General features: G+C 31.1%; 18 protein-coding genes. 7 read left to right on the top strand and 11 right to left on the bottom strand.

Annotated features, from left to right (window positions below):
- Positions 1-284: 284 nt before the first annotated feature.
- On the top strand, positions 285-413 hold the full coding sequence (locus tag ACWJJ7_RS12640) for a hypothetical protein (protein WP_462962420.1): 129 nt from the start codon (positions 285-287) through the stop codon (positions 411-413).
- 935 nt (positions 414-1,348) lie between these two features.
- Here the strand turns inward: ACWJJ7_RS12640 and ACWJJ7_RS12635 are convergent.
- Positions 1,349-2,305, bottom strand: a complete 957-nt coding sequence (locus tag ACWJJ7_RS12635) for a MerR family transcriptional regulator (RefSeq protein WP_462962419.1) — start codon at positions 2,303-2,305, stop codon at positions 1,349-1,351.
- A 108-nt stretch (positions 2,306-2,413) separates the two neighbouring features.
- Positions 2,414-2,983, bottom strand: a complete 570-nt coding sequence (locus ACWJJ7_RS12630) for a hypothetical protein (protein WP_462962418.1) — start codon at positions 2,981-2,983, stop codon at positions 2,414-2,416.
- A 316-nt stretch (positions 2,984-3,299) separates the two neighbouring features.
- Here ACWJJ7_RS12630 and ACWJJ7_RS12625 point away from each other — a divergent pair, with 316 nt between their 5' ends.
- Entirely contained in the window at positions 3,300-3,542 is a 243-nt protein-coding gene (locus tag ACWJJ7_RS12625) for a response regulator (protein ID WP_462962417.1), read from the top strand.
- Between the two features lie 171 nt (positions 3,543-3,713).
- Here the strand turns inward: ACWJJ7_RS12625 and ACWJJ7_RS12620 are convergent, their stop codons facing one another.
- From ACWJJ7_RS12620 to ACWJJ7_RS12585, 8 genes are all read right to left on the bottom strand, one after another.
- Complete coding sequence (locus tag ACWJJ7_RS12620) at positions 3,714-5,573, bottom strand: glycosyl hydrolase family 18 protein (RefSeq protein WP_462962416.1); 1,860 nt, start codon at positions 5,571-5,573, stop codon at positions 3,714-3,716.
- 204 nt (positions 5,574-5,777) lie between these two features.
- Positions 5,778-7,880, bottom strand: coding sequence for a glycosyl hydrolase family 18 protein (locus ACWJJ7_RS12615; protein WP_462962415.1), 2,103 nt, complete (start codon positions 7,878-7,880; stop codon positions 5,778-5,780).
- A gap of 45 nt (positions 7,881-7,925) precedes the next feature.
- Entirely contained in the window at positions 7,926-9,944 is a 2,019-nt protein-coding gene (locus ACWJJ7_RS12610) for a hypothetical protein (RefSeq protein WP_462962414.1), read from the bottom strand.
- 369 nt (positions 9,945-10,313) lie between these two features.
- Positions 10,314-12,392 carry an FtsX-like permease family protein gene (locus ACWJJ7_RS12605; RefSeq protein WP_462962413.1) on the bottom strand — a complete coding sequence of 693 codons (2,079 nt, stop codon included), beginning with the start codon at positions 12,390-12,392 and terminating at the stop codon, positions 10,314-10,316.
- On the bottom strand, positions 12,382-13,149 hold the full coding sequence (locus tag ACWJJ7_RS12600) for an ABC transporter ATP-binding protein (protein ID WP_165412399.1): 768 nt from the start codon (positions 13,147-13,149) through the stop codon (positions 12,382-12,384). Before ACWJJ7_RS12600 ends, ACWJJ7_RS12605 begins: the two co-directional genes overlap by 11 nt.
- A gap of 94 nt (positions 13,150-13,243) precedes the next feature.
- Complete coding sequence (locus ACWJJ7_RS12595) at positions 13,244-14,278, bottom strand: ATP-binding protein (protein WP_462962412.1); 1,035 nt, start codon at positions 14,276-14,278, stop codon at positions 13,244-13,246.
- Positions 14,275-14,943 (bottom strand): response regulator transcription factor, encoded by a 669-nt coding sequence (locus tag ACWJJ7_RS12590; RefSeq protein WP_462962411.1) that lies wholly within the window; start codon positions 14,941-14,943, stop codon positions 14,275-14,277. Before ACWJJ7_RS12590 ends, ACWJJ7_RS12595 begins: the two co-directional genes overlap by 4 nt.
- A gap of 159 nt (positions 14,944-15,102) precedes the next feature.
- Positions 15,103-15,864: an ATP-binding cassette domain-containing protein gene (locus tag ACWJJ7_RS12585; RefSeq protein ID WP_462962410.1), complete on the bottom strand. Its 762-nt coding sequence runs from the start codon at positions 15,862-15,864 to the stop codon at positions 15,103-15,105.
- Between the two features lie 321 nt (positions 15,865-16,185).
- On the opposite strand from ACWJJ7_RS12585, the gene ACWJJ7_RS12580 reads away from it, so the two are divergent.
- A complete protein-coding gene (locus ACWJJ7_RS12580; protein ID WP_462962409.1) occupies positions 16,186-16,995 on the top strand; it encodes a MerR family transcriptional regulator in 810 nt (269 codons plus the stop codon).
- Between the two features lie 467 nt (positions 16,996-17,462).
- Here the strand turns inward: ACWJJ7_RS12580 and ACWJJ7_RS12575 are convergent, their stop codons facing one another.
- A complete protein-coding gene (locus tag ACWJJ7_RS12575) occupies positions 17,463-18,368 on the bottom strand; it encodes a pentapeptide repeat-containing protein (protein WP_462962408.1) in 906 nt (301 codons plus the stop codon).
- A gap of 167 nt (positions 18,369-18,535) precedes the next feature.
- Between ACWJJ7_RS12575 and ACWJJ7_RS12570 the strand changes: the two genes are divergently transcribed.
- The 4 genes from ACWJJ7_RS12570 to ACWJJ7_RS12555 all read left to right on the top strand — a co-directional run bounded on the left by ACWJJ7_RS12570 (position 18,536) and on the right by ACWJJ7_RS12555 (position 21,091).
- Entirely contained in the window at positions 18,536-19,060 is a 525-nt protein-coding gene (locus ACWJJ7_RS12570) for a PadR family transcriptional regulator (protein WP_462962407.1), read from the top strand.
- Between the two features lie 119 nt (positions 19,061-19,179).
- Entirely contained in the window at positions 19,180-19,335 is a 156-nt protein-coding gene (locus ACWJJ7_RS12565) for a hypothetical protein (RefSeq protein ID WP_318038341.1), read from the top strand.
- A 334-nt stretch (positions 19,336-19,669) separates the two neighbouring features.
- Positions 19,670-20,086, top strand: coding sequence for a YjdF family protein (locus ACWJJ7_RS12560; protein ID WP_165411745.1), 417 nt, complete (start codon positions 19,670-19,672; stop codon positions 20,084-20,086).
- Between the two features lie 33 nt (positions 20,087-20,119).
- Positions 20,120-21,091: a helix-turn-helix transcriptional regulator gene (locus ACWJJ7_RS12555; RefSeq protein WP_462962406.1), complete on the top strand. Its 972-nt coding sequence runs from the start codon at positions 20,120-20,122 to the stop codon at positions 21,089-21,091.

Here is a 21,091-nt window from a genome sequence, read left to right as displayed (position 1 = left end):
AAAAATCTTGTACAATGTTAAGTGGATTAAACTAAATACAAGTACAGGAGGATTAAATGAGTCAATTAAATTACTACAGAGAACAAAAAAGGTAACACTTAACATATGAGGATCGTATAAAGATAGAGACATTATACAAATGGGCTAAATTAAGCTGTATTGCGGAGCAAATAGGTGGACGTTCAGAGACATAATAAGGCGTGATATTGCTAAAGGAATAGTAGAATTATTGAATAGTGATTTCAACTACTGAATGGAATATGCAGAAATTGGGCAGTTAGAATATGACATTAGACAAGGCATATAAAAGGGCTCGTATTAAAATAGAAAGATCACAAATTGGTGAAGTACTAGAAAAAGCCATTGGTAAATATGGCGGAATCTCCGTATGCAGCTATTCAAAATATAAATAAAAGATCTACAATTGAAACAACTATTTGCTTCAAACTGTGTATAACTATTTGGATAATACTTATTCTTAAACATAAGTAACAAAGATCTGCCTGTTAAAAAGAATGCCAAAAGAGAAATCCAGAAAAAATAATGGCGTATAACAATACTAAAGGGACAAGTATATCAGAAAGATCTTCAGCGGTAGCTGCATGTGATGAGATAGTACCTGGGAAATGGACAACGTAGTAGGAAAGCAGGGTACAAAGACTGTATTAATGGTAAGAAAGAAAGAGAATCCTTGCAAGAGCAATTTTTAAAATACCTTCTAAATCACAGTTGCTGCTAGGAAGGAATTGGACAAATTGGAGTTAAAATGGGAATGATATTCTCAAAAACATTTAAAACAATCACCTGTGATACCCATGTGAGAACTTGATTTCGAGGGTATTGAGACCTCAGTAAGGAATAAACGAAAGAGAACTAAAGTATATTATGCCCATCCATATAGTTCATGGGAATGAGGCACAAAATGAAAATATCAATAAAATGATACGACGATTTATCCCCAAAAGGTGTGGATATTTCAGCATTCTCTAAAAAACAAATTATGCAAATACAGTACCGGATCAACAATTATCCAAGATGATTTTTAATCGTCTATCTGCTAATATGATGGAACAGAAAACCATTACAACTTAACATTATATTTTTCTTGAAAATTTCGGACATTTTATATTGCAATCTACATTAAATGTTTCATCTTTAGAAATTACTATTATAGTTTCCTTAATTATGATAAGGTTAATTGTAAATCCAATTGTACATAGGTATTATGAAAATCGGATTTAGTTAATAGGTTTTGATAAGCCATTCATGATATGTACAAATTAGGACAAAAAACTATATTTATACTATTATATAGCTACCGTACCGCTAATTTGATTATATAAAAAATTTATTTTTCTATAATATATCTTTCAAAAAACTTATTTACATTCATCCCGGTTTCTTCTTCCATCTTTTTATTTAATTCAGCAGTCATATTTGTCATGTTTTCCATATATTTTTTATAATCTTCATTAAGAATAGTCAAATATTCACTAAATTTTGTGTGAAAATGTCCAATTTTTTTAGAATAATCATTGCAAAATAAACCGAATTCATTCACTTGTTTCTTTTCTTTTTCATCTTCTTTTAACAATAAGTAACTATCCTTAATCCTCTTTATATACTCTTTAATGTATGATTTATCATAATTTATTATACTTTCAATTCCAGACAAATATTTTCTCTTATCTTCTTCTGAAATAACTTCATTTTCAAATTCATTTAAATAGTTATTACCTAAAAAAAACTCTTCGGTTCCATTTACTTCATCCAATACCTCCACAAGTTTTAACCACACTCTTCTTTTTTCCTCATTATCAATAACAATATTTAAAAATGGTTCAAAATTCATGATAAGACTTTCTCCAAATATCCCCGGAAATATTCTACTAAGAGCACTCGAAATATATTCTTTCTTTTCACCTATGGACAATTCTAAGGTTTCCCTAAGTAACTTTATATGTTCTCCCGCAGTATCATAATCAGTTAAATTTTTCTCGATAATGTTTGAAATAATTAATCTGCTTTTTTCTAAATTATCAATATCCTTATCTATTCTAGAAAGAGCTTGCCTCATAACTTCAGGAATACTTTTGTTACCGTCAATCACAGTTTTGATTTGTGCAATAGGAATACCCACTACCCTAAGCGCCCCTATTAAGTTAAGCTTTATGATATCTTGACAAGTGTACTCTCTATAGTTATTTTGAATATTTTTTAAAGGCATAATTAAACCTTCACCTTCGTAATACTTTATTGCCCTTTTGCTTAATCCAGTTTTTTCAGCAGCATCTTTTATATTCATGCGTCTCCCCCCCTTTGTAATAATTCAATTTTAAACCTGACAGTAAGGTACATGTCAATGCTTTTTCTTTAATAAAAAAAGCTATAAGAAATTTAATTTCCTATAGCCTTATAAATTTATTCTGCTACGCTGTAACATCTTTTTAGCATTAATTAATGCTATTTCATATTTATGTTTCGGTATGTTTTCATCTATAAATTTAAAAATTTCAATTAATCCTGTTGTAAAATTTCCATATGTAATTTTAGAGTTATAACCTTTAAAAATAAGCCCTTTTACATTAGAAAAAGTAATTATTTCCAAATCATACAATTCTATAGTTTTTGTTGAAAACATCTTTTTTGAAGTTATCGTATCTTTAGAAACGATTATTTTATACCGAAAAAACATTATGATTAGTTTCATTCCAATTAATATAAACAGCGCCATTAAAGAATACCCCCCAATATATAAGGTATCTGTCATATCACTATTAATATTGTTTTCCTTCATAATTTCAGTAACGTAATAATCCATAAAAATAGTACACAGAGAAAATATTAAAACAATAACTATTCCAGAAAATAGAATCAATCCGGTTTTTTTGAATACCTTATCACCATTTTCATTGATTTTGGGTTTTTTAGTATATATACTAACCAACATTTTATGTGTTAGCTTTGAGACTGTTATAGACAATTTATTCTCACCTCATTACTTATATGGTTATTATAACTTATCATAACTTTTATTATTTGTAAACGGCAAGCTTAAATACTATTACTTTTATTAGAAACCTTCCTCATGAGCAAAAAATAATTTTATTACTTCATTAAAATTTCAATGTTATTAATGAGGATTACAATGAATCTAATACATATAGCTTTATTATATAGGTAAATGTTACAATTATCCTAAACAGAACAAGTTCTGACTTAATAATTCCAAATTTATATAACATAATATTAGGCGAAACTAACCATTGATGTTTCACCTTATTTTAGGGGTGTTAAAAATGTATAAGATAATGATAGTTGAAGATGATAAAGCACTGTGCACTAATATGAATGAAATGTTGATAAAGTGGGGTTTTGATGCAATGCCTGTGGATAACTTTGATAACATAACTTCAGAGTTTGCTAGAAAAAATCCTGATTTGGTTATTATGGATGTAAACCTACCTTGCTTTGATAGATTTTACTTTTGTAATCAACTTCGCGAAATATCAAATGTACCTGCAATTAATTTTCTACAATAACTCTTTTTCATTTAATTATACTCCCATTTTTAAAACAAATAAAAGTAGGGAGTCATTCATCCTGTAAGCACTTTACAGCTTCTTGACCCCCTACTTCTATTTAGTTAGTTTGCTTTTTTTCAAGCTGTCCATGGGTGTTTCTAGTTCTGTTGTTCCACCAACTCCAGCACCTTAGTATAAAGTAACTCTACTGAATTCTGGACCATTTGCATACATTCTTTGTGTCATTTCAATACTTACTATTCCGTCTAATCCATTTAATACTTTATCAGTTTTCAAATTAAACTTTATTGAAGCCCCTGGATTTATAAGTTTTTGCTCTGACCCATCAAATGAAAGGACATAGTATCCATTTTCTTCTTTAACTGCTGGTGCTGGATATTCTCCTCCAGTAATTTTAACTCCATTAGTTTTTATATATAATTTAGTATGCTTTAAAGTTTTTGCAGCTGTTTCTGTAAGTTGTATAGTTTGGCCGCTTGTTTCTATTTTACAATCATTTTTTAAATCAATAGATAAAGCGCCTCCATTCCCCCATGCTGGTTTGCTTGAAGTAACTGAAGCTTTTGCATATACTTTCGGTTGAACTATTTTATAAGTAGGTAATTCATCTTTCCCAAATAAACCTTCTTTAGTTGCTTTTGTTAACTCATCTCTCTTAGTTGAATCTGTTTGCTTATCTTGAGATGCCATCCATGCAATCATCCCACCTAAGTTATTATCCTTAACATACTTAGTTTTTTCTGCAATTGATCTTGGGTTATCATAAGTGAAGAACGCTCCTGTCTTTTCATTGTACATGTATGGTGCTTTTGCAGTATCATCCCAATATTCTTTTATTCCTGGATATTTAGCTTTTAACTCATCTTGATTTCTCCATCCCCAAACTCCACTGTTACGACCACCATCTCCTGATTTTACCGGAGCATAATTGGTAGCTCCGTAAGAAAGCGTTCCATCTGAATCTTTGTTTATTTGAGTTGCTTTTCCAAATAAACCTGGAAGATTTTTATCTGGTACATCATTTGAAACTTTTTCCCAGCCTCTAGTGTAATATGCAGCACCTATAACTAATTTTTCTGATGGTGCTCCAAGTTCAATATATTTCTTAATACTTGAATCAACTGTGAATCCTTTTCCTGCAAATGGATCATTAGGATTATCATAAAGAGCAGTTTGATGACCACTTGTATCTGACCATGCACCTGCTGCATCATAAGTCATAATGTTACCAAAATCTAATATTTTAAACATTTCGTTAACATTAATACCAACATTAGTTTTTTCATGCGCCATTGGTAACGCTGCAGACATCTCATATTTCTTATCTAATATTTTTTCCTTTGCATCTAATGCTACTCTGAATTCTTTAAGCATCGTTATATAATTTTCTTTATCTGCCGGAATTGAATCGGGATTACCCATATCATTTTTGTTATCAACCTTGTCTGCCGCCCTAACTTCGCCTGGATATTCCCAATCAAAATCTACGAAATCTAAATTAGCATACTCCATAAAATCTAATACATTTTTAATAAACTTAGCTCTAGTTTGTGGATTCCTAGCTACCCATGTAAAATTATTTGATTTAGACCATCCACCTAAAGATGTACCAATTTTTAAATTCGGATTTTTCTCCCTTAAAGATTGGTATTCATTTATGATACCACCATTAATATCTCCATACGTAACACCTGCATTTCCTAGTGGATGTCCAATATTAGCGTCCTTATCACAAAATACCAACTCACCATCTTTAGTAAAGTCCATGAATGCAAGATTCAAATGTGTTAGTTTATCTACCGGTATATCTTTAGGAAAAAAGTTTCCTTCTCCTCCCCAAATTGACCAATCTCCATAATACATAACATTACGAAGTTTAGAAGTAGATGCTTTTTGCTCGACCTCCTGTGGTGGTGCTGCTAAATTATTAACTGTAGCTGCTGGTACAACACTTGTCATTGTTAACGTGGCAATTGCAGCTAATGCTATTACTGATTTGATATTTTTAAATAATTTCTCTTTTGACATGATTTTTCTCCCCCTTAATAATTTTTTTAATTTAATTACATATCTTTTCCTACTATAACTAAGTCATATATATCAATGATATTATCACCATTTGCATTACTTTACAGTGATAAATCAACAATAACTTTGTAATGTGCACACTCGTTGGTAATGTTCCAGCAGGTGTCCACCACGAAATATTTTCATAAATCTTACCTTCATATACTACTTTTTGTCCATTTGTATATAAAGTTCCGGCTCCCAAATAGCTGCATTTGAATGAGCTTTAGGAATAACATATATTTTTGCATCTTTTTTATCTACCATTCCAGCCTTATCTGTAATACTATATTTTACTGTATAAGTTCCAACCTTTTTTGTATCAACTTCACCTGATACAGCTATACTACTAGTTATATCTCCATCTTCTACATCATTTGCAGAAATACCATTCATAATATTAAAAGGTGACCCTTCTACTATAACTTGATCTTTAACACCTTTAAGTGTAGGAAGATGATTACCATTAACAGGTTGACTAGCAGGGATCTTCCCATTAATCTTTATATTTCTAACTCCCGCGAAACATAACTTCATCTTAGCCTTAACTGATGCGGTCCCACCCTTTGGAATATCAGTCCAACCAGATGTTTTTAAGTTTACTCTATAGAAATCTCCAACTTCTGTAACAGTTCCAGCTCCTCCTTCCGCTCCAACGTATAAAGCAGATTTAGGTATATCAAATTGAATCTCCCATCCCTTAGGAATCGTTGCTCCAGTATTGTTAGTTACTGTGAATACGGTTTCTCCATTTGGATGATCATATTTAGTAGTAGTATCAACTTTAACATCGATTGCTTGAGCATCTCCAATATCTTCTTTTGTTTCTTTACAATTCCCCATTTTATCTAATCCGCTTTTCAGCTTTTTAGTTAATGTATCCCCGAAAGTGTATTTACCTTCGTTTGTTTTATCTGAACCTTTAACATAATTAGGATTAGCGCCATAGTCACCATTCATAACCCAGATTAAAGCTCCACCTAAGTTTTTATTTTCAATGTACTTAACTCTTTCATCCATAGATTGTTCATTTTCGAAAGATAAGAATACTTTTTTATCTCCTTGCCACACATATGGCACCTTACCAACATCGTCCCAGTGAATTTTAAATTTAGGATCTTTTTCCATAAGGTTTAATACATGCCATAATGGATTAGTGCCAGCGGGGTCTGGTGTCCCATCTTTATTATCATCATCGCGCCAAAGATTGTACTTTCCTACGGCAGGTGTTTTACTTGTGCCATGTAAACCTGAACCATTCCCACCTTGTACATTTTCCCAACCTCTTGTATAGTATGGAATTCCCATTAAAATCTTTTCTGGAGGAAGCACCCCTCTATAGAACTTGTATGCCCAATCCATATTCAGAGTCGGCATCGCCATTCCAGTAGTTTCATTATCAGCTGCATCTGGGTAGATATTTGCTAAGTTTTCAACATTTTCATTCCATCCACCATGAAAATCATATGACATTATACTTAGAAAATCTAAATAACTTGCATAGCTATTATCTTGAACTCCACCAAGCACCCAAGATGAAGCAGTAACTGCTGCAGTTAATAAATATTTTTCATTATCTGCTTTTGAAGCTGCATCTAATTTTTCTCTTAACGTTTTCATTAAAACGTTGTATCTTTCATTTAATACAGCTCTTCTTGGTTCTGATAAATCTGCATCTGCGGGATTACCACACGTAGCTACTGATGATGGATATTCAAAATCAATATCGACGCCATCAAACCCATATTTTCTAATAAATTCAACACAAGAATCAGCAAATGTGTTAATCCCAGAATCTGTATCTATCATTTTATAAAAACCTCTAGTTCCTGTCCATCCACCTACAGATATTAATAAATCTACATCTGGATATTGTTTTTTCATTTGTTGTAATACATTAAAGTGACCTTTATATGGTAGATTTGGATCCAACTTTACCTCCTTCCCATTATTCTCTAATTTGTGATCTGCGAAATCCTCTTCAATAGCTGCTTTTTTGTCTCCAAATCCAATTTTATTGTCTTCTCCAACCATTGCAAATGAATATTGGAGATGTGTCAAAGAATCCCATTGTAAATCAGCTACATCAAAATTACCTTGAACTTCACTTTTGTAAGCCCATTCTGGAAAATATCCAACAACCTTTCTTTCTAAGTCTTTCGGATTTTCATCGCTTGTAACTGCCTTCGCCGGTGTTGCAAATGTAACAGCTGCAAAAACAGATACCATAATTGCTGCCATTGCCTTTTTAGATTTGATTACTTTCACTTATTACGCCTCCTTATTTTTTATAAAATTTACACTACAGTAAATTTATGGATTTACAGTTTTATTTAAATAAACTGGGTTTTTATAATATTGTTGCGCTTTTGTAATCCACCAATAATCTTCAGTAGGTGGTGATCCAACTGCATCAGTACTAGAGTTAACACCAGCACCAAACAACATTGATACTATTCCCGCATCTCTAGCTTCCTCCATATGACTTCCCCAAGTAATAGTGTCACCTTGTCTCTTTATATCAGGATCATTAGCCTCATTTGAAGCAAAATAATCTACTCTATTAGAATTTCCAGCTTTAAATGTATCTCCAAAGAAGAATGTTGGTGCTGAATCTTCACCTGTTGTATCCTTATTAGTTAAAGTTTCGAAAGGTTTGCCAGTATATGGACTGTTTTCAACAGTTCCATTAACATGTCCTACAGGAATCTGCCATAATACAACCGGCTTTTTTGTAGTTTCATGAAGAGTTTTTGTATATAACAAGTAATTATTCCAAAGGTCTGCATTCCAAAACCATTTAGAAGATTTTGGATCTACAGCTGCTCCTGTTTCGCAAACACCTCCATCTAATCCATACTTATCTATAGAAATAAATTCTGCATCATAGCTTGTAATTCCAGCTGCTAAATAATATTCAGCAGTTTCTTTCGCCACTGCTTCAATTTGTTGTCTTCCCGCTGCCAATCCATCTCTTTCAGTTAAATGCATTAAGCCCTGTCCTGGTATTTCTCCATTTTCATAAGCCCATGTATTAAATTGCCATCCATTATATGCTTTAGGATAATATTTATTAACAGTATAGTTTATAGAAGTAACAAGGCCTTCCACCGTATTATTAAACTCTGGGTCTACACCCTTTTGTAGCACACCCGATGAATAAGCGGCTTCAACTAACGCTGATATTTCATTTGGTTTTTTCTTAGATTGTTGCATCATATATCCTAAGAAATCTGGTTCAAATACCATTCCAATAGTTTCACCTTGTCCATATTCAACACATATGTCTAAAAGAGATTTTAAATTTTTAAAATAAGCTTCCATATATTCCTTACTATTAATATGGGCTAAATCTAATTCATAGTTTTCTCCGCTATCGGGAATATTATAGTAAACAAAGAATGGAATTATCCCAAGCTTTAAACTTTCTTTAATATAATTCTTAGCCCTATCTCCATCAACAGTTGTCCACTCTCTCCACCCATTAGCTAGGGGTCCCCCATTTATATATATATATCTAACATCCATTCTCTTATTTGTATTATCTGTATCTATATCTTTCCAAAAGTCTAAATCTCCTTTTTTATCTTCTGAGACTTGTCCTAAAGATAAATATTTAGGCATACCTGGTAAATCACCATTAGCCTCTTTAATTTTTACTCCTATGTATCTAGTTTCATTTGTGCTTGCTTCATGGATTTGAAGTCCACTTCTTCCAGCCGCAAGTCCTTCTAATGTTAAATTACCATCATTGTCTATAGTCGCTTTAAGTACTGATGAATTACTTATTTTCACGCTATATTGTGGCCCCTTTGTGTTATAATTAACTACTTTATATTTATTTGTACCCTGTGGAATTACTGCTTGAAGCGCTTGAGCATCTACATCAATGCCCTCAATTAGTATTTTACTTTCATTCGCTGTTCCAACAGAAACTTCAATTACATTACTTTTTGATTTTCCAAAACTATTAATTAATTCAACATAATAAAAATATGTTGCAGGAATTGTCCTTCCTTTAATACTAATCGCTTTAGATTGTGCTGCTGGTGTGTTATCAGTTAAAACACCATCGTCAACTACCTTAAACTCACTTAATTCTCCTATCTTTTCATAAAGCTTATAGCTTGTCCCATTGTTTCCATGCCACATACTTAATGTAATATTGTAATTACCATCTAAATCACCTGACCATTGATCATGTGCTAATGACGGTACCCCTGGCGCACCTGCTGCTGCCGCAAAAGTAATTTTTGCTGGAATCATAGTTATAAAAAATAACATTACTATAATTACTGATAGGCATGAATTTTTATTAATTCCTCTTTTCATTTCTTTTCTCCCTTATATATGTATTTATTACTATTATTATGTCATGGTATCATGTCAGGTTTCAACCAAAATCGCTCCCTGTTTTTAGACATTTTTCATTATTTCCCATTTTCTTTTAGGATTTAATACTTAAAACGATGTTTTTTTTGAATTAATGGTCAATAATGGTTTAAACATGGAGTATAGTGGAGCAAATCTTTTGAAAAATTTACATTAGCTCTATTATCCTGCCAGGAGCAGTTTTCCCACTAGGTTTTAACTTTTATTTTAAAAAAATTAAAAGTAGAGTATCATTCTCCTGTAAACACCTTACAGATTCCTGACACCTACTTCTAACTTTAGTTATTTATTAGTTATTTTAATAACCCTTTAACAAGACTTACTTCTACCCTTAACGTTCCTCTTAAATGTATAATAGGTTGCAACAAAATAGCATATATAGATAATTAAAATTATCGCCAATGATATACCTATATTAAACACAAATACACTATCCCCTACATAAAGGCTTATTACTTTACTGCCTATGTTTGCAACATTATACATAAATATTACAAACCCTATTACGGCTACTGATATTGGCATAATAAAGTACAATGCTATTTGTTTTAATATTATCTTATTGATTTCATTATTGTCTATTCCTAATTTCTTTAGTGTTTTAAATCTTTCTTTATGCTCAATAGAGTCTGATAACTGCTGCAGTGCGAGAACTGTTAAACTAATCATTAATAAAACTGTTCCTAAATACATTCCTAGTATTCTCATTGCTAGTGTAGCATTTAATATCTCACTAACTTCAGCTACTTTTACTCTAGTAAAAATCGGATAAAAAGCTCGACTATTATCTGTGTTATATTCACTTAGTACCTTACTATAGTTTTCCTTAAACCATTGTGGTACATACTGTTTTTCTAAGCTTAATGCCTTATCATAACTAATCTTCTCTTTTGTATTTGCGAAAAAATCAGTGCCCGCTAAATTTAATTCTTTACAATGTTCATCAGGAACTACTACCAAAGCATTTGTATTTCCGTTATATATACTTTCCCCAATAGACTCTTTATAGTATGAATTTGAGCTAATCTTTAAGTTATTACCATCTATATTAATAGTAGAATTTTCTTTTATATAATTTCCAATATCAGTATCTTCTATCAGTTTCGCCCATTGCATGGTAAACTCATTATTATTTAATGTTACTTTCTCATATCCCATCATTTTCCTTAGCTTATTATAATCACTTAAGCTAATCGCTAACATAGGCGTTTTTCCTTTATCTCTCACCTTGAAATCATCAATATTCAAGAAATATTTCTCTGCCTGACAGTAATCATCTATATTATAGCCATAATTATTTAGATGCTCTATTATTTTCTTATAATCCATTTTAGGTAAATCACTTATTTTAGCTATATCACTTGTATCTGTAATCATAGAATAATCATTGTTTATGATAATATCATAAGGGACTCTATAATCTAGAAATCCTAAAGTCCATTGTGACATCAGTAAAGTTAGTGTAAAGCTTAATGCAGCTCCTAAAAATGTTATTGAAATTGTGGCCATTAAAATAGGTGCTGTTTTTATTTTTGAAACTATAGCCCCTATTAAAAATAAGTTTGTATATTCATATTTAAAATTTATCCACTTATCCTTAACAGCAATAATTATATAAGCTAATGAATAAAACAATGCATACGTTCCTATAATATACCCTATTAATGCTATTGATATATAAATTGCTTTATCACCTTTTGTAACTGTAGTTTTTAAAATCTCATAAGAACAATATCCACAAACACTATATAGAACTATTGCTACAATAAATATACTTACATATACTATCTTACTTCTTTTAAACTGAAACTCTGTTTTCTTTTGTGCATTTATCATATCAATAATCTTAACTTTCCCCAAAGCTTTCATATTAAAAAATCCAATAATACAAAACATAGCTATAAAAAATATGAATGTTATAATTACGGTATCCATATATAATTTAAAAGAGAAAATTATATCTTGCTTCGCAGTCATGAGAACTACTGCAGTAACTATTTGTGAAAATAATGTACCTATAAAAACCCCTAATACAATCGCAGTAATTCCAATTATTAGAATTTCTATAAAAAACATTAATGCGACGCTTTTCTGCTCAGTTCCAAGCAATATATATGTAGCAAATTCCTTCTGCCGTCTTTTTATCATATATCTGTTTACATATCCTATAAGTAGTACTAATAAAGCTGTAACTATATATGTGGAATATTTCAATATTTGCTTTAACAGTTCAAAATTAAGAGAATCCTCTGTTATTAATTCATAGCTTGAGCTTGACATTGATGTAAATGCATAGAATAAGCTTACACATAATGTTATTGTAATAAAGTAAATTAAATAATCCTTAATAGACCGTTTTGCATTATTAATTGCTAGCCTAACGTACATCTCTTATGTCACCTCCTAGTAGTGCAACCACATCTAAGATTTGATTTAAAAATTGCTTACGTGTATTTTCTCCCTTAACGAGTTCCGTAAAAATTTTACCGTCTTTAATAAATAGAATCCTCTCGCAATAGCTCGCTGTAAATGAATCATGCGTTACCATTAAAATAGTTGCTCCTAATTCCTTATTTAAATGAGAAATCATTTCTATTAGCATCTGAGCAGCTCTTGAATCTAATGCTCCTGTTGGTTCGTCTGCTAAAATAAGTTTAGGATTTGTTATCAAAGCTCTTGCACATGCAGATCGTTGCTTTTGGCCTCCCGATACTTCATATGGGTACTTTAAAAGTATATCTTCTATACCTAATTCTCTAGCAACTTTACTTACTTTTCCATCTATTTCATTCTTTTTACATCTATTAATTGTTAATGCTAAAGCTATGTTCTCATGAATAGTCAAAGTATCTAATAAGTTGAAATCCTGAAATATAAACCCTAGATTCTCTCTCCTAAACTTTGCAATATCCTTCTTACTTATCTCTGTTAAATCCTTATTATCTATATATATGAATCCTGAACTAACTTCATCAATAGTTGCTATAATGTTTAATAGTGTGGTTTTTCCAGACCCAGAAGGTCCCATAACCCCAACAAACTCTTCTCTAAAAACATCAAAACTTACATCATCAATAGCCTTTACTACATTACCCTTGTTACCATAATACTTTTCAACATTTTTCAAACTTAATATCTTATCCATTACTATCACCTCAATATTATTGTACATTATTTCCACTACATCTAATTCGATTTAACCTTACTTTTATGTTACAACTTTGTCACCAAAAAAATTCCTACACCTTATGGCGTAGGAGTAAATTTGAGTTACTAAAACTTCCCTTTGGGAAAGCAATTATTACCCTGGTATATAAATTTTCATTTGATTCTAGTGTTATTACTAAACCTAACTTGTCACATAACTTTTTACAAATATATAATCCTATACCTGTAGATTTGTTATTCAGCCTACCTTTGATTCCTGTGAATCCTTTTTCAAACACACGATTAATTTCATTAGATGGTATCCCTATACCGTTGTCTTCAATGCTTAACTGAACACCATTTTTAATATCTTCTGCATATATTTTAACCTTTGGAAAATCCTTTGTCCTATACTTTACTGAATTAACTATTATTTGATTTAATATAAACTCTAACCATTTATTATCACAATAAATGCTTTTATCTAGGCTTATTAGCTCAATATCTATACCGCTAGAAATGAATATATGTTTATTTCTTATTAAAACATGGCTTACACATTGCTCTAGAGAAATCTCTTTTATAAGATAATCCTTTTCAACTTCTTCACTTCTAGCGTAAAATAAAGCCTGTTCAACAAATCTATCTATATTCTCTAATTCTTCTAAAACTACTCTAGAAGTATTAGTCTTATTATTTTCTTCTATTAACTTGATCGATGATATTGGTGTCTTTACTTCATGAATCCACTGCTCGATATACTCTTTATAATCTTTACGTTGGACTTTACTCTTATATATTTCTTCACGCATAGATTTACTAGCCTTTTTCATCAGAATATAGTATGGAACTGAATCACTATATGGTGGTACCTCTATCACTTCACTAATAAGATACCTCTTATCCAATCTATTAACAGTATTTAAGATATTATTAAAATATAATTTTCTTTTCCTATACTCATATGTAAAAAATGTTATAGTCACTGTAATCCAAATTACTACTATAACTTTTATGGTATCAAAAGTATTTCCTACACTAAAGAGAAATATGACTAAGGTACCAAGTGATATAATATTTAGTAGTATCACATTAATTATTCCTTTAAAATAATCACTTAAACTCATATTATATAACCTTGTCCTCTTTTAGTTTTTATAAAATCCTTAACTCCAATATCTTCAAATTTATTTCTTATTCTAGTAATGTTTACAGTAAGAGTATTATCATTTACAAATAATGAACTATCCCATAAATACTCCATAATATCTACTCTAGATACTATCGTGCCTCTGTTATTTAATAAGTAATGAAGTATTTTCAGCTCATTTTTAGTAAGATCAACTTTATTACCATTGTGATCTATGGTGCTAGATAATATATTTAACCTTATGCCATTATACTCAACCACATCCATTGTTTTTTCATTAGGGTAGGCTCTTTTTAAAAGTGAATTTATCCTAGCTAATAAAATTTGAGTATTATATGGTTTTGTAATAAAATCATCTCCACCTAATGTTATACTCATAAGCTCGTCAATATTAGTATTTCTACTTGTAACAAATATAATTGGTACTGTTGAAAAACTACGTATTTCTGTACATATCTTAAACCCATCATCATAAGGCAAATAAATATCTAACAAAATTAGATGAGGGTCGCTCTCCTTAACCAATTTAGGAATATTATTAAATTCATTAGCTTTTATAACAGAATATCCATTGCATATCAAAAGACTTGCTATTTCATTTTTCAATTGTTCATTATCCTCAATTATCATTATGTTAAACATCTATTACCCTCTATTCTTAGATTAACTTCTATGCTTTATTATAATACTAATTGCAAACTATTGTCATATTCTTCTTCAAAATATGCTTTTCCTTCTTATAAATTTGCAAATGCATTAAATACAACTTCAAGCCCAATCCCAAAACACAAAACTTTCACTTTACTTATCTAATCCTCTTTCGTTATAAATGTAAGCAAAAGCACCAGCAGCAATTACTATCCAAGCCAAAATTACAAATATGCCATAGGCAGATTCAACTCCTATAATTTGACCTTTAAATACCTTTTCCAGCATAAGGTTCATATTATAATTAGGTAAAAATTCCGCTATTCTTGTTAATGTTTTATTTAATTTTGCAAATATTGGTATCATCAAAAAAATTATAAGCACCGCTGTTCCTTCAGATCGTAATTCTTCAATGTTTTCTACTATTATTTTAGCTCCATTGCTATCCATATTAAGAATTGGCTCCTGAAAAATTAAAAGCTTTGGCTGTTTTAACCTTTCTCTTGCAAATCTTAATCTTCTTCTTTGAGAATAATTCAAATTTTTTATTTTTATATCCCCACTGTCTAAAAGCCCCACTTTTAACATTATCTCTTTATAATCTACTTTTAATCCTAGAAGACTAGAGAAAAACTTCATATAATCCTCTATAGTCATCCTCTCGTAAAAATCCTCTTCTCTTAATACAACTCCGATACTACCAATATTAGTTTTAATATACTGGTCGTTTCTTACGTCTTCTATATATATTTCACCTTTGGCTGGTGTTTCGTTTCCTAAAATCAAATTCACCAGCAAATCACTTACTTCATTGCTACACTCTATACTTATGGAACTACCTTTGTTTATATTAATATCTATATCTCTTATCACATTATTCTTTTGTTCTTTATATAAACCTTTAATTCTAAGCATATAAAACATCCTTCCTAATTTTATATCCTAATATTATCACATAAATACATAATACGTTAATTTTCAGATTACTGATAGGCCCCTTGGTGCTGCTATAGAAAAATAACATATGTATTAGTAAGATACATCATTTTAAAATATGGAAAACATGTTATAATTTTATTATTAGTTATGTATATTTTAAAAACACTATACATCCGACATTATAAAAAAGCGAATTAAATTTATTTATATAATATTGCTCTAAAATGTTAAAAGACCTATTGACACTCCCTTTAAAGGATACTGTAATCTTAATTCACAAGGAAAGGAGATGTGTATATGTTTCGAATAGGCGAATTTTCCAAACTTACAAAAACTACAGTAAAAGCATTAAGGTATTATGATGAAATCGATTTATTAAAACCTGAATTTGTGGATGAGGAAACAAACTATCGTTTTTATACAACGAAACAGTTGATAAAACTTCACAAAATTCAGTCCTTTCGCCAAATTGGTTTATCAATTGATGAAATCAAGCTGATTATATCTGGACACGGTATAGAATTAATTTTGGAAAAACGAAAAAGTGAAATTGAAGATACTATCGCTGAAAGTAATGCACAACTCTCTCGAATTAAATTTATATTACAAGGGAAAGAGGATGAGTTAATTATGAATTATCAAGCGATTTTAAAAGAATTACCAGAGTGTATCGTCTATTCAAAGAGGATGACAGTACCAAGTTATGACTCATATTTTGAGATCATACCGGCAATCGGAGAAGAGGTTGCTGCAGCAAATCCTGAATTAAAATGTACTGTGCCTGAGTACTGCTTCATAAAGTATCTTGACAATGAATACAAAGATAAAGATATTAACATTGAATTCTGCGAAGCGGTAGATAAAATGGGTAAAGAAACTAGTAATATTAAATTTAAGAAAATTGAAGGTGTATCTGCGGTTTCCGTTATGCACAAGGGAGCATATGCTGGACTTGCAAAGGCGTATGCATTTGCTTTTAAGTGGATTGAAGAGAATGGATATATAATTGGTGACAGTCCACGGGAAAACTATATCGATGGTATTTGGAACAAAGAAAGCGAAGATGAATGGCTTACCGAGTTACAAATACCTGTGGTAAGGATATAGGCTGGGGGATTATGAGCATAATCTCAATTTGAATTTATGTCGCAACATTATATATTATTTTATTTTCCAGATAACTCATAAAATTTAATAAATTCTTTTATAAAGATCCTTGGCTTTTAGATTTATTTTCTTAGCCATGGATCTCCATCCTGTATTTGCAGCAAAATTTAAATATAAACTTAGGCATCTTTGCATTGGTAAGTATATTATCTACCTGGTCATTGGATTTATTTTCAATATCTTTTTTAGAGCTAAGAAAGAATTATATACTGGTTTTTTCATACGACTATTTAGAGGCATATTTTTAGCTCCTCTCATAGATCCAGTTAGATGGGGGGGGTAAACTTACTCTCTAACTACTTTATAGAATATTATGACACAAAAATACCAATATTATTTTTAAATAATACGGTATTTCAAGTTTTTTCTAATTCTAATTAATTATATGTTTTTTGTTAGGTACTTAATCATTTAGACCAATATTTTGGTCTAACTAGTGACATCGGTAACTTTGTATCGGAATCGCCATTCGCAGTGTTTATCTGAGCTTGGGTAAGAAAGATACTATCCCTGAGATTAGTTCCCCTGATGTTAGCATCTCGCAAATCAGCACCAATAAGGTCAGCCCCACTTAAATCGGCTCCTCTAATATCTGCTGCAATAAGGCATGCTCCTCTCAAATTTGCACCTCTGAGATTAGTCCTTCTAATATCTTCTCCAAAGAAATCTAATCCACGAGTACTGGTTTTATTACGCTTCGAAGGAGTCCTCTGCCTGCCACGGGCTTTATTTCGCACCAGTTCGCTGGTATGTAGAAGTAGTGCATTAACATCATCTCGGTGCGATTCCACATCTAGTTCTATAAGAGAATCGGGGCTGAGATGAGTAAGGCGTTCTGTCTCGTTAAGCATGGAACTAAGTTCATTTTGGATAGGACGGGCAGGTTGTAGTGAAAGTGATTCTGTAAGATACCATAGCATTTCATGAAGTTGCCTCATAATCAAGAACACCTCAAACATTTGCTTCGAGGATTCTGAGACTTGTCTCCAGTCGTGACCACCATAGGTAACTTGAGCGACCTTTTGACCTGCACCAAAGCAGTCATAAGCAGTACAACCTTTAAGTCCCTGTTTTCTTAAACTTTTGTGAACGGAGCAACTAAAGTTCAATTGTAGATTTGGGCAAGGTTTCCCAGCATCTTTATCTATTGGGAAACCTTCCGAAGCCGAAAAATACAGTGCAACACAGCATAACCCAAAACATTTTTCACAGTCACCTCTCAGATTGTGGAGACTCATGTCAAGAAAAGACACTGAATCTCTATAATTTTCAGACAATGCTTTATCATCCTTATTTCCATGTGGATATATCATATTAATTCACCTCATATTATCAAAATATAAATATTTTTTACTTTTAAAGTATATCATATACATTGTATTATTTACAGATAATAGTAAGGTAGCTCCAGTTCGCCCTAATATTGACAAAGATTTTATATAATGCTATTCTATTGTCAGAATAGCAAAGGAGGAAAAAAATGACACAGATTGAAGTCATACTTCTATCTCTTTTATGTGACAAAGATTATTATGGGTATGAATTTGAAACTGTAATAGAACAAAGAAATATGAGAGGCTGGACCAATATCGGATTTTCCTCAATCTATAATTCTTTAAATAAACTTGAAAAAAATGGGTATATAGCTTCAAGATACGAAAAAGAATATGGTTCACCTAAAAGGAAAGTATATTCAATCAATGATGAAACAAAATTAGTTATTAAAGAGCAGATTATCAAGATGATAAGTGAATATAACAGTGACCCAAGTGAATTTGATATAGGCATGCTGTTCTCTTATTTAATAATAAAAGAAGAATTAATGAAAGCTTTAACTGCTCATAAAGAAAATTTGATTAAGAGAAAAGAATTTTTACTCAAAAGATATGCCCAGCATCCTACCGCACGACAAAGACCGCATATAAAAGCATTATTCGAAAGGCCATTAGCATTTGTAGATACTGAGATTTTATGGCTTGAAGAGTTTATAATTGATAATTTTTAAAAATCGCCAAGTATTTTAATATATTATTTTAGGAGGATGAAGAAAATGAATTATATGTCATTAGTAAGCAACTCATTCCAAATTTTTATTAAGGAAGCTCAGAATATCAAAAGATATGGATGGAAACAGTACAAAATTTAGATGCTACAAGTAAACTAGATTCAAAAACAGAGGAGTTGGCATATATTGCAGTATTAGCTTCGGCAAGACTTGACGGCGGACTACCTTCCATGTTAAACATGCAAAATCACTTGGAGTTACAAGAGATGAAATAATAAGTGCTGTTTTAGTTGGATTACCCGCAGTAGGTAATATAGTAATTCAAGCATTGCCAATAGCGGTAAATGCATATGATAATGAATAGCATTATATATAATGAACTTTTTAAAATACAACTAAATTAGGAGATGATTTATGTGAGAGCGTTAAGAGGGATTTAAAATATTTTTTTCAATCTATAAACTAAAGTAATATCGCTCAAATAGAGATAAAATCACAGTTTCGGTTGGTAGTCCGAACCTATCTATTGTTTTATAGATAGCAGTATCCTTCCCTCCTGGAGTCGTCCATTCTCTTTAGCAAATTCTACTGAACAGGAGGAATTATGTAATGGAAATTAGCATTAATTTAAATGTATTTTTTGAGGGAGTATTTTGGGTAGGGGTATTTGAGAAGGCTTATGATGGGAAATATGAAGTATCTAAGATTGTATTTGGGGCTGAACCAAAAGATTATGAGGTGTTTGATTTTATATTGACAACCTTTTATAATTTAAAGTTCAGTAATCCCTTACGTACTGAATCCGTTGAAAAAAGAAAGATAAACCCTAAAAGATACCAACGAGAAATAAAGAAAGCAATGGAAAACAAAGGTACAGGTACGAAAGCTCAACTTGCTATGCAACTACAGCATGAGCTAATTAAAACAGAAAGAAAAATAGTTTCAAAAGAAGAAAAAGAAGAAGAAAGGCAACTAAAATATAAATTAAGACAACAAAATAAGAAAGATAAACATCGTGGCCACTAATTAGTTGAAAATTAAGAATAAGGGTGTGATTTCATGAGACTTCACAGGCTACTCGGAATTATTATGTTGCTTAATACACGCGGAATAATGAAAGCCGGAAATTTATCAAAAATACTTGAAACCTCAGAAAGAACTATATACAGAGATATGGATATATTATGCGAATCAGGTATTCCTATTTTATCAATTCCAGGTCCCAGTGGAGGTTTTTCTTTTATTGAGGGTTATAAAATCAATTCAAATAACCTAGCGAGCGGAGATGTAGTTAATCTATTGCTTTCAGGTATGGGTATACACTCAGAAAAGAACACTGAAATGTCGCAGCAACTAAAACTTGCCGTCATTAAGCTTGAAAATAGTGTATCAAAGAAACATAGAGAAGAAATTATTAAAGCTAAGGAAAGGTTTTTTATTGATTCGCAACCTTGGTGGGGCACGCGAATACAAAATCAGAATGTAGATATAATTAAAAAATCAGTGCTTAATTTAAAGAAGTTAAAAGTTCACTATAAAAAATTTGACGGAGAAGTATCCGAAAGGATTATAAGACCTTATGGTGCGGTGGTAAAAAATTCTGATTGGTATGTGGTAGCGTTTTGTGAATTAAAAAACGAGATTAGAATTTTTAAATGCAGCAGAATTGAAAGTATTGAAGTGCTAGATGAAAACTTCAGCACGGATGAGAACTTTAACCTGGGAAAGTTTTGGGAAAATAGTAAGCATCAATTTGTGAGACAATCCTACCTCAAAGTAAACCACGCTTCATATCCTGTTAAAATTAAATTCTATGAGGAAAAGGAACATACTCTTGAAGGCTTTTGTGTACTCTCTTCCATGAAAGTTAATAATAATTGGTTTTATGATATCGACATGATAAGTTTTCAAACTGCCTCCAATGTAATTTTTCCTTTAAGTGATAGAATTGAGGTTTTAGAGCCTATAGAACTTAGATCGTACATAATTAGAAAAACAAATATAATTTCAAATTTATATAGGGCTACATAA

The sequence above is a fragment of the Clostridium sp. CM042 genome (assembly GCF_055080995.1).
This window is presented reverse-complemented; position numbering and strand designations above follow the sequence as displayed.